Here is an 11,904-nt window from a genome sequence, read left to right as displayed (position 1 = left end):
AATTGACTATCGCTTTGATGAAGAGCGGTAAAAGTACATGTATTCCTTATACAGCTCTTAAGACAAATGCATACTCAGGCTGTCAGTTCTTGACGAACAATAGCTACGCCAGCACTTAAAGCATTCAGTTTGCCTTGTGCGACTTGACGCGATAAAGGTGCCATACCACAGTTAGTTGAAGGATACAGCTTGTCAGCATCCACGAACTGAAGCGCCTTTCGTAAAGTATCTGCAACCTGTTCTGGTGTTTCAATTTGATTGGTTGCGACATCTATGGCGCCGACCATGACTTTTTTGCCACGAATCAATTCAATCAGATCCATTGGTACATGAGAGTTTTGGCATTCAAGTGAAACAATGTCGATCTTAGACTTTTGCAGTTTCGGAAAAATTGCTTCGTATTGGCGCCACTCTGAACCTAGACTCTTTTTCCAGTCCGTATTGGCTTTGATACCGTAACCATAGCAGATGTGTACTGCTGTTTCACATTTCAGACCTTCAAGCGCTCGTTCTAATGTGGCAATGCCCCAGTCATTTACTTCATCAAAAAATACATTAAATGCAGGCTCATCAAACTGGATGATATCTACACCTGCTGCTTCGAGTTCAAGTGCTTCCTGATTCAGGATTTTTGCAAATTCCCAAGCCAGTTTTTCACGGCTCTTATAATGAGCATCATAAAGCGTATCGATCATGGTCATTGGACCCGGCAACGCCCATTTGATTGGCTGCTTAGTTTGACTACGCAAGAACTTGGCATCATCTACAAATACAGGTTTCTTGCGCGCGACAGCACCCACGACGGATGGCACACTCGCATCATAGCGATTTCGAATACGCACCATCTCACGCTTTTCGAAATCCACACCTTCCAGATGTTCAATAAAGGTGGTCACGAAGTGCTGACGGGTTTGTTCGCCATCACTGACGATATCAATGCCTGCCTGTAGTTGCTCATGTAGGGACAAGCTCAAAGCATCTCGCTTGGCTTCAAGGAGCTGCTCGCCTTCCAGTTTCCAGGGTGACCAAAGTTGCTCAGGTTCGGCAAGCCAAGACGGTTTCGGCAAGCTGCCAGCTGTAGATGTTGGGAGTAAAATGCTCATGTCTAATCTTCTCTCTATATTCGTTAATTTATTTCTTCATTCAGGCAGTATGCTCTTGATGAGCATTATCTACAGTAAAATTTGCGGCCCACTTTTCAAGAATGTCTTTATACGGCTTAATAAAATTTTCTTCTGTCCATTTGCCCTGCTTAACTGCTAATTGACTACGCTCCACACGGTCGTAAACGATTTGTGTCAACGAATAATCCTGATAATTCAGGCTTGGTTGATAGATCAAACCTGCAGGCGAATTGGTGTTGTAAATTTCAGGACGATAAATCTTCTGGAAACTTTCCATGGTACTGATCGCACTGATAAGTTCGAAGTCCGTGTAATCACGCAATAAGTCACCGGCAAAATAGAATGCCAACGGTGCATTACCATGTTCAGGTTTGAAATAGCGAACGCTTAAGCCCATCTTTCTGAAGTATGCATCTGTACGTGAATAATCATCATTTTTATATTCCACACCGAGTACAGGATGCACATGTGCAGTACGGTAATAGGTTTTCGTGGTAGATACACTCAGGCAAATCACCGGCTGTTTCTTAAACTCGGCTTTAAACACATCTGAATGAATTAAATGCTGATAAAGTTTGCCGTGCAAATCACCAAAGTCGTCAAGCTTTGCATCAGCTTTATCACTGAAAGTTGGCAATACAACGCTAAAATCATAATCACGTACATAAGATGAAAAGCTGTTGCCAGTCATGCCTTCAATGCGTTCATTGGTTTGATGATCAATGACGGTACTTTTCAGCATCTCGATAAAAGGGAAAGTTTGACCATGGCCTTCGACATCAAGTTCCGCAGAGATAATGTCAATTTCAAGGGAATAACGGTCGCCTTTAGGATTATCACTTGTCGCTAATGAATTAAAACGCTGATTAATCATGGCCAGAGTTCTGTGCAGATTTTCCTGTCGACTTTCACCACGTGCCAGATTGGCAAAGTTTGTGGTTAAACGTGTGTTGTCTGCTGGTTGATAATTTTCATCAAAACGGATGTGCTTGATTGAGCATGTAAATTGATTACCCATGGAGATTCACTATCCTAAATTTTTAAATAAAGCCAAATTTCTGTATGACTTTATTTAAACGTAAATCTAAAGATGAGTAAAACGATATAAATTCAGTAAAACATGAGAGAAATTCACTATAGCTGAATTAATTGTATGAATACTTACTCAAAATTAAATAGAACGAAATACAGTTTCTCATTCAAAAATAAATATAGATCGCCTTTTATAAAAATGAGCTATCAATTTAATTTTAAAGGTAAAAATTATTGATGTGTCTTTCAATTGGCTCTTGCTGTAGCACCTAGTTTGCATCATTTATTTTAACAACACACAACTTCTGCGTATAAGCAGAACCGACATCGATATAGTGGCAATTATCAATTTGAGTATGGTTTTTTACAATCGTATGACCCAGATAGATCTCATCGATATTTTTAACGGTTCCATAGCGATAAGAATGATTGCGAATTCTCCCTCTACCCCAAAGAGCATTGGTATATGCTGAAGTTAAGCCTGGAATTCTATTTTCACCTTTTGCAATTTTCTTTTTAAATACATTCCAGTCATTAAGCGCAATATCTGCGTGTAAAATGCCAATCTTTTTATGTTTTAGGTTTAGTTCAATGGTCAAAGGAAGTGCAGAAAAAATTTCACTGAGTTCATCCTGTTTTTCGGTTGATAAAAGATAGAACCACTCACCACCATTCTGCGCATGCATATCTTGAATCCATGCATCGTCACGGCCCTTGATACACATTTCCTCATGATTGCCGCGAACACAATAAAACCAGGGCTGACTTAGCAATGAAACGCATTCCAGGTTTTCATTACCACGATCGACCAGATCTCCGGTACAAATCAGTAGATCTTTCTCAAAATTAAAATGAACTTTCTCTAATTCTTGCATGAGCAAGCTATAACAACCATGCAGATCCCCAACCACATATATGGCAGAGAAATCAGATCCATCAATTACCTTAGTTAAAGTGTTCATAAGTATCTTCTATAACATGGAACCCTGTCTGCCAAACCTGAAGCAAAAGATGATTCTTAAATCATATCTTTTAATTTTAATGCTGTTTAAAACCTTAAAGATGATTTTTTAACATTATTTATCTACTACAATTAAATTATTTTTAGTCATAAAGCCCTTTGTAAAATATAGGAAAGTTCACATAATGTTAACTTTTGTATAAATATATTATTTTTTTGTAAGTTTAAGCTTACATCGATTGGAGCAAATACTCTATATCCTGTTTCCTCAATTTTTGACATTATGTTTCACATAAAGAGTCAGCAAGGAAAGCTGATAATAATCGCATTACAATGATAATAAAGTCGAAAGACAGCGAACTTACTGGGATGGTAAGTGATAAAAGTAGAGACTACAGCCGCTAAGCCTTATAGTTTTGGGAGAGACTATAAGGCTTTTATTTTATTAGCATCTACTTATTTATTGATTCGGTGATACTCGCCAAATCACGTTCCCTACATCATCAGCAACTAATATTGCGCCTTGAGCATCTGTAGCTACACCCACAGGCCGACCAAATGCATCTCCATTTTTGCTTAAAAATCCGGTCAGAACCTCTTGAGGCTGACCAGAAGGCTGACCATTTTGAAATGGCACAAAAATAACTTTATAACCACTATGAGGTTTCCTATTCCAGGAACCATGCTGGCCAATGAGTGCACCATCACGATATTGGGATATTAAATTAGCCTTATAAAATGTCAGACCCAGTGATGCAGTATGATTTCCCAAGGCATAATCTGGCTTAATTGCTTTCGCGACCAGTTCAGGCTTTTGCGGTTTTACCCGGGTATCCACATGCTGGCCATAATAACTATAAGGCCAGCCATAAAAAGCGCCATCTTTTACTGAGGTCATATAATCAGGAACCAGATCATTGCCCAGCTCATCACGCTCATTCACTACAGTCCATAAGGCTCCACTCTGAGGCTGCCAGTCCATGCCATTGGGATTACGCAGGCCTGTAGCAAACGGCCGGGCTTGACCTGTAGAAAGGTCCAATTCCATGATCAGGGCGCGTCCTTCTTCCTGAGCTATGCCATTTTCAGCCACATTACTATTGGAGCCTACCGTAATGTAGAGCTTCGTGCCTGCAGGATTGGCAATAACATTTTTCGTCCAGTGATGATTTAAAGGGCCTGCAGGCAAGTCTAATACATTAGTTCCTTTTTCTTTGATCTGGGTCATACCTGGCTGATAAGAGAATCGCACTAAAGCATCTGTATTTGCGACATAAAGCATATTACCCACTAAGGTCATTCCAAACGGCGAGTTTAAATTTTGCAGAAATACCGTTTTCTGGTCAGCAATGCCGTCTTGATTACTGTCACGCAGCAGGCTAATACGGTTGGCGCTTGGATAGGATGATCCTGCTCTTCTCATCACCATTTTCATGATTTTACCTTTAATCCCTTTACTGTCTTCAGGCTTAGGTGGAGCATCAGTTTCAGCTACCAGTACATCTCCATTCGGTAATACATATAACCAGCGCGGATGTTGAAGGCCTTGTGCGAATGCTTGCACTTTTAAACCCGGTGCTGGCGTCGGCATGACGCCTTCAGGCCAACCTTTTGCAGGCGCAATGTTGACGACCGGAAACAGTCTTGATTTTGGTTCAGGTAAAGACGGCTGAGCGCCATAACTATCTGTTACAGGTGTTTTGGATGAAACTGTACAGCCGGTAAATGCCAATATGATTACGGTACTTAAGGCTGATAGGAGAAATTGAGCCGCCATGGTATTTCCTTGCTTTTTGTTTTTATCTCTCCCATTTTAAAAGGTGGTTGAAATCGTAATGATATAGTTCTTGTAGTTTCTGGTTGTGGATTGATTGCCGTAAATATACTAGTGACGCAAGTTGCCTAAAGCATAGAACGCTGTCTAATTTTTTTACTTATATTCACTCCAACCTTCTTAAATAAATGGCCATGCAATACTTAATAAAAGTAAAAGTCCTAAAACCGCACAACTGATTTGCCAGAAACGTAAAGGATCACGTTCAATGATGGTAGGGGCTTTGGATTTTAATAATTCCTTGGATGGGTGTTCCAGATCATGGATCAATTCAGTCAATGCCTCATAACGATACATTGGCTCGATACTCAAAGCCTTTTTTAGAATCTGGTCTAACCAGAGTGGTAAATCTGGCCGATATTTTTGAATGGAATGATATTGAACTTTTTTCATCTGTTTCAATGACTTACATCGAGCCAAATCTGTACCATAAGGAAGCTGTTTAGTCAGTAAATAATAAGCCATGGCTGCCAAAGAAAATTGATCGGACTGAATCGATGGTGAATGTTCAATGAAATATTCAGGCGCCATAAATGCCAAGGTACCAAGTGGCCGATTCACATGTTTAGGATTAATTTCGACTAAACCTCGTACAGCAGTTGAACCATAATCAATCAGTTTGACTTTAAGTGTATTATCAACGTTTAAGACCATAACATTTTCAGGACGTACATCTTGATGCAACATTTCCAGTCGGTGCATTGCATTTAAGGCCAATGCTGTTTGCTGCAAAATAGGGAGAATATCTTCCATCTGCAAAGGCTTTTTCTGTTGATGCAGCCAGCGATCTAAGGTTTCTCCCTGCAAATATTCATAACTCTGGAATAAATATTTTTTCTCTGATTGATGCGGATAACATTGCAGCAGATTTTCGTGCTTAAGACGCTTTGAAACCCAGTCTTCAAGTTGAAACTGTTCAACAGCCTGTTCATCTTGTTGTAAATCTACTGCCAGAGTTTTAATCACTAGCGGTTGCCGATCATGATCGTGTGCCAAATACAGGCAACTGCGGTGATTTTGGTGCAGGATTTTGTCAATGGCATAGCCTTCAAATGCTTCACCTTTGCTGAGCTGGGGTGGAAAGACATAATCCTGGTGCATATAAAACTGATCTGGTTCAGGCAACTGCTCAATACGGAGCACTTGAAGACTTAAATTATCATCACTGCCCTGTTTTAAAGCCTGTTCAACCAGGAATTTGGCAAGCTGATTTAAGTGATCTGCTGCTAAGGTGAAATCTAATAATTGTTGGTCTGTAACAAACTCATAAACCCCATCAGTCATGAGTAGAAAGACATCTTTTTCTTTTAGTTCAAGGCTTTGATAATCAATTTCAATACGATAATCCACCCCTAAGGCACGACTGAGATAATGTTCTGTCGAAGACAGACAGACGCGATGATCATGGGTTAATAATTCAATTTCACCATCTCGGATTCGATAAATACGACTATCACCGACGTGAAAAATATGCGCCTGATGCTGCTTTAAAATCAGTGCGGATAAGGTACAGACATAGCCCCGATCTTTATCGAAACGTCCCTGACTTTGTTGAGTTTGTGCATATAACCATGAATTAGTGGCACGAATCACCCGTGCTGCTGAAGTCTGAGTGCTCCAGGCATCCGAAGTCGAATAATAATCAGAGAGAAAACTGCTAACGGCTGTTTCTGCGGCAATGTGACTGACATTGCTACTGCCGATCCCGTCGGCAATCGCACAGCCTATACCTTTTTGCTTCAGTACATGACCTTCTGGCAAATAGATGCCATAAAAATCCTGATTCTGATCTTTAATACCAGCCGTAGAATACTGTCCAATAGCGACTTTTAATGTTTTTTTCATATTGAAAACTCAAAAAGGGATCATATTGATCCCTTTAAAAATGATTCATTATTAGAATTCTTTTTTCGCGCCAGTACGTACGTGTGTGGTATAAAGTGCCAGACCTGTTAAGGCTAAACCACCGACCAGATTACCTAAAGCAACCGGTAATTCATTCCACAGGAAATAATCTGCAATCGAGAAGTCACCACCCATCATCATGGCAAATGGGAACAGGAACATGTTTACCACTGAATGTTCAAAGCCCATGGCAAAGAACAGCATCACTGGCATCCACATTGCGATGAACTTGCCACTCACTGTAGTTGACATCATCGCACCAATCACCCCTAAAGACACCATCCAGTTACACAGCATGCCGCGAATAAAAATAGTTATCCAGCCTGAGAAACCATAAGCCGCATAACCTAAGGTACGGTCTTCACCAATATGAGAAATCTTTTCACCGACTGGATTCGGATCAGTCGCAAAGCCCATGGTATAAACAGCAGCCATCAGTACTGCAACGACTAAACACCCAGTAAAGTTACCTAAAAATACCAGTCCCCAGTTTTTTAAAATGCGTGCCCAGGTTACGCCAGGACGTTTATCCAGCCATGCCAGCGGTGTCAATACAAATACCCCAGTCAGCAAGTCATAGCCCAATAAATACAACATGCAGAAGCCAACAGGAAACAGTAATGCGCCAATCAGTGGCACACCAGTTTGCACTGCAATCGTAATTGCAAATACGGCTGCCAAGGCCAAAATCGCACCTGCCATAAAGGCACGAATCAAAACATCACGGGTTGCCATATGAAGCTTGGATTCACCCGCATCTACTACTTTTTTTGCAAACTCCGCAGGAGCAAGATATGCCATGTTGTCGTCCTCTTTTTCAATATACGGACCTGTTTTTCGAAAAAAAGACGCCTAAGATCACTGAAGACCTTAGGCGCCGTTGCCTTGAATATTAGAACAGGTAATGGTGAATGGCGTCGTTGCCATGTATATCGAAATAGAAGCAAAAGCTATGCCACAAATAATTAACAATCGCTTAAATATTCATTTTCTATTTAGCATGAACTCTAGAATGCTGTTGGCATGATATCTGCATTATCCGTTCTGCATACATTCATTTGAGAATAATATGGAGAGGATTATGATTACCCATCGTCAACAAGTAACTGATATGATCATTTCAGCGAAAGTTTTAAAGTCAATTAAGTGGTCAGATGTTGCCAAAGAGATTGGTCTTTCTAAAGAATGGGTAACCGCTGCATGTTTAGGTCAGATGGCGTTTAATAAAGAGCAAGCAGAAAAGATTGGTCAGATTTTTGGCTTAAGTGATGAAGCCGTTGCATGGCTACAGATCGTGCCATATAAAGGTTCCCTGCCAACCAGCGTACCGACCGATCCTTTAATTTATCGTTGGTATGAAGTGGTGAATGTATATGGTTCTACCATTAAAGAACTGATTCATGAAGAATTTGGTGACGGTATTATGAGCGCGATTGATTTTAGTATGGATATTCAACGCGAAGAAAATCCGAATGGCGACCGTGTCAATGTCGTATTGTCTGGCAAGTTCTTACCTTATAAAACTTATTGATCAATATCATTTATAAAAAGCCATCAATGTGATGGCTTTTTTTTATTTCATTTTTCTTTTTATATTTGAGCATTAATCTCATTCTCTACATGAAAAAAATTTAGCGAATATACTTTATAAATTTAAAAAATTAATATGAAGTCAATAATTTACATATTATTTTACTAAAATAAATCGTTTTTATTTTAAGCAAAATCTTAACCCCTTCTTCTTTTAATCTGCTTTAACTGCAAAGTATTCCTCTATCAATGAGTAATTTTTAATTTAAATTTCCTATTGTATTTAGATTGATTTAAAAATATCTAATCAATAACATTAGCGATAATTATTATCATTTACATTCATTAAAATGTTTTATACCAATCATCCAACTTTCAAGCTATCTTTGCTCAGTTTTGCCATATTGATGACACAGCAAAGTTTTGCAGAAAATAGTCAGCAACTTCCTACCATCACGATAGTCACTGATGCAGCACAAACAACAGAAAGCTCTGAACAGACTAAAAGCTATATTATTCAAAATTCTGCAACAGCTTCTAAACTAAATATTCCTCTTAAGGAAACGCCACAAACAGTGAATGTAGTGACGCGTCAACAATTAGATGACTTTGCACTGGATAATACCCGTGATGTACTCCGCAACTCACCGGGGATCATTGTAAGTAACCAGGAGACCGAACGAACTTCCTATCTATCACGTGGTTTTGAAATCTCAAACGTATTGGTAGACGGCGTTGGGATTCCGCTTGAAGGCTATAACTACAATAATGACAATCCAGACAGCTTTTTATTTGACCGTATAGAGATCGTTAAAGGTGCAAATGCCTTAAATAATGGTATTGGCGATCCGGGCGCTACCATTAATATGATTAGAAAACGCCCTACTCAGGAACTTCAGGCCGCGTTTAATACCAGTTATGGTTCATGGAATACCCAACGTTATGAAGCAGATGTTTCCTCTCCCCTGACACAGGATGGAAAAATCAGAGGCCGAGTATTTGGCTATCAGCAGACAGGTGATAGTTATCTGGATCACTATGAACTCGAAAAAAATGGCATTGGTGCAGTGGTTGAGGCTGACCTGACTGATTCGACCTTAATAACTGCTGGCTATACTGAAACCAATCACAAGCCGAATGGTGTCAATTGGGGTTCTAATCCACTGATCAATACTGAAGGCGAGCAGCTCAGTTACTCACGGAATTATAATTACAGTCCAAGCTGGGCCTACTGGGACAGTAATATTAAAAACTATTTTGCCGAGATCGAACAACAACTTGGCGCTGATTGGAAAGCTAAACTGAGTTATGAGGAAAAACGGACTGACCGGGATTCAAAACTTTTATTCCTGTCCGGTAAACCTGGTGCTGACGGTACTTCAGGTATTTTCTTATATCCAGGTATGTATATTGATGACAACAAGGAACAGCAGGCCAGTCTGAGTTTTAGTGGCACCTATCCACTTTGGGGACAACAACATGAGGCATCTTTTGGCTATATCTGGGCTGAAAACAATCTGAATGAGTTAGGTTATGCAGGCAGCTTTACCAACCCACTTACCACAGATTTATCCAGTTTTACGCCGCCCGAACCAGTTTGGGATATGTCAAAAACCAGTGGTGAGATGCACATCCGGCAAAAAAACCAAAGCCTATATGCCGCCACCCGTTTACATATGACTGACGATCTGAAACTGCTTTTAGGTGCCAACTATGTTCAGGCTGAAAGTACAGGCAGCAGTTATGGAACAGACACGATTTATGATGAGAATAAGCTATTACCTTATGCAGGCCTGACTTATGAATTTAGTCCTGAATATACAGGTTATCTAAGCTATACCTCAATTTTCCGTCCACAAACAACTAAAGCGCTGGATGGCAGTATTAATAAACCGGTTGAAGGTGAAAGTTATGAAGCCGGGATTAAAAGTTCCTGGCTAGATGATAAGCTCACCGCCAACATGGCCGTGTTCAGAACGGAGCAAAGTAATTATCCGCTTCGTGATTCTGATGGTATACCGACTTTACGCACAACTCAGGTCAGTGACCTGCGTTCCCAAGGCTACGAGTTTGGCCTCGCTGGACAGCTGACCGACCATTTAAACCTAAGCTTTGGCTATACTCAGTTTAGTCTTAAAGATCTGATCAACGGTGGTGATGCCCGTACCTTTAATCCTAATCAGTCTTTTAATCTTCTGACCACCTATCAGGTGCCACAGATTCCAAAACTGAAACTGGGCCTTGGTGTGCAATGGCAGGATAAAACTTATCTAGAAGTTCCTGAAGCTGCTACAGAGGGTGTTGTTACCCAACAAGCAGGCATTATCAAACAGGATGCATATGCGCTTGTGAATCTGATGGCCAGTTATGAACTCAATGATCACATTACTTTGCAGGCCAACGGGAACAATCTGACCAATGAAAAATACTTATTTAATTTCCCGAATCAGCAAGGCTTCTATGGTGCACCGGCAAATTACAGTGTGGCCGTAAAATTCAAATATTAATTTTTCGCTTGAGCTTTGAAAGAATATTCGGAGCTCATTTTCTTATATGTAAACAATAATCAGGTAGAATTCATGAAAAAAATCATTACTTTGACATTTGGACTGTCAATGACCCTTTCTACTCAGGCCCATATGCTTTGGCTAGAACGTGCTTCAGATGCAAAAACACATGCATTCTTTGGGGAATATAGTGAACAGCTTAAAGAAACTCAAGAAGGTGCCTTAAAATCATTCAGCCAAGCAAAAGCGATTCAGACTAAAAAACAATTTAGTCCCCAACTACACCAGGATCATCTGGTCTACTCTACAAAAGATCAAGCAGATGTAGAGCTCCATCATGAACTGATCTATGGGGAATCCTTACTCAGCTATCACGCGAAATCCGGCAGACAAAACCTGAAAGCAGACTCAGAGCTGGATATCGTACCGGTTCAGCCGAACAGTAATACTTTTACAGTCATGTATCAGGGTAAACCCGCTGCGGATGTCAAAGTGACTGTCTATTCCCCACAGCACTGGCTTAAAAATTATACGACCAACAACAAGGGCCAAATTAATATTGCTACGCCATGGAAGGGTCAATATGTACTAGAGGTGAGTCAAGAAATAGACAAGACAGGAAAATTAAATCAGCAAGTGTATAAGAAACAGTACCTGGTTACGACCTTAAGCTTCGTGCATTAAGTTGCCTCAATATTTATTTATACAGATTCATATAAAGGCCTTTCCATGATTTCTACCCTTCAGCCACTTGCTATCCTGTATCGATTAGGCATGAGCTTTGGTATTGGTTATTTATGTAGTTATCTGATTGCTCTCGATCTGGCCTATTTTTTACAGGCGAGTTTACCCAAAGCTGAATCGGTTTATCTGGCTGCCTTTATTGCCCTCATTTTTTATGTCTGTTTTGTGATTGGAATCTTCTGTATCCAAAGTCTTAAAACACTTTCAGTCTATAGCCTGATTCCTCTCATTGTTTTATTTGTCATTTCCCGTTTCATAGGTTAAACC

At 40.1% G+C, this 11,904-nt stretch carries 10 protein-coding genes; 4 read left to right on the top strand and 6 right to left on the bottom strand.

Annotated features, from left to right (window positions below):
• Positions 1-74: 74 nt before the first annotated feature.
• From FTU46_RS09635 to FTU46_RS09610, 6 genes are all read right to left on the bottom strand, one after another.
• Positions 75-1,103: a methionine synthase gene (locus FTU46_RS09635; RefSeq protein WP_180104886.1), complete on the bottom strand. Its 1,029-nt coding sequence runs from the start codon at positions 1,101-1,103 to the stop codon at positions 75-77.
• A gap of 40 nt (positions 1,104-1,143) precedes the next feature.
• On the bottom strand, positions 1,144-2,142 hold the full coding sequence (locus tag FTU46_RS09630; protein ID WP_180104885.1) for a putative oxygenase MesX: 999 nt from the start codon (positions 2,140-2,142) through the stop codon (positions 1,144-1,146).
• A 283-nt stretch (positions 2,143-2,425) separates the two neighbouring features.
• Positions 2,426-3,118, bottom strand: a complete 693-nt coding sequence (locus FTU46_RS09625; RefSeq protein WP_180104884.1) for a metallophosphoesterase — start codon at positions 3,116-3,118, stop codon at positions 2,426-2,428.
• A 459-nt stretch (positions 3,119-3,577) separates the two neighbouring features.
• Positions 3,578-4,894 (bottom strand): sorbosone dehydrogenase family protein, encoded by a 1,317-nt coding sequence (locus tag FTU46_RS09620; RefSeq protein ID WP_180104883.1) that lies wholly within the window; start codon positions 4,892-4,894, stop codon positions 3,578-3,580.
• A 177-nt stretch (positions 4,895-5,071) separates the two neighbouring features.
• Entirely contained in the window at positions 5,072-6,796 is a 1,725-nt protein-coding gene (locus tag FTU46_RS09615; RefSeq protein WP_180104882.1) for a bifunctional protein-serine/threonine kinase/phosphatase, read from the bottom strand.
• A gap of 51 nt (positions 6,797-6,847) precedes the next feature.
• The gene (locus FTU46_RS09610; protein WP_125278664.1) at positions 6,848-7,657 is read right to left on the bottom strand and encodes a formate/nitrite transporter family protein; all 810 of its coding nucleotides are present in this window, start codon (positions 7,655-7,657) and stop codon (positions 6,848-6,850) included.
• 280 nt (positions 7,658-7,937) lie between these two features.
• Between FTU46_RS09610 and cynS the strand changes: the two genes are divergently transcribed.
• From cynS to FTU46_RS09590, 4 genes are all read left to right on the top strand, one after another.
• Complete coding sequence (gene cynS / locus FTU46_RS09605; RefSeq protein WP_004785763.1) at positions 7,938-8,387, top strand: cyanase; 450 nt, start codon at positions 7,938-7,940, stop codon at positions 8,385-8,387.
• A gap of 349 nt (positions 8,388-8,736) precedes the next feature.
• Positions 8,737-10,893 (top strand): TonB-dependent siderophore receptor, encoded by a 2,157-nt coding sequence (locus FTU46_RS09600; RefSeq protein ID WP_180104881.1) that lies wholly within the window; start codon positions 8,737-8,739, stop codon positions 10,891-10,893.
• Positions 10,894-10,965: 72 nt separating this feature from the next.
• Positions 10,966-11,577 (top strand): DUF4198 domain-containing protein, encoded by a 612-nt coding sequence (locus FTU46_RS09595; RefSeq protein ID WP_180104880.1) that lies wholly within the window; start codon positions 10,966-10,968, stop codon positions 11,575-11,577.
• 45 nt (positions 11,578-11,622) lie between these two features.
• The gene (locus FTU46_RS09590; RefSeq protein WP_166138842.1) at positions 11,623-11,901 is read left to right on the top strand and encodes a hypothetical protein; all 279 of its coding nucleotides are present in this window, start codon (positions 11,623-11,625) and stop codon (positions 11,899-11,901) included.
• Positions 11,902-11,904 lie beyond the last annotated feature (3 nt).

The sequence above is a fragment of the Acinetobacter sp. YH12108 genome (genome assembly GCF_013419055.1).
GTDB lineage: Bacteria > Pseudomonadota > Gammaproteobacteria > Pseudomonadales > Moraxellaceae > Acinetobacter.
This window is presented reverse-complemented; position numbering and strand designations above follow the sequence as displayed.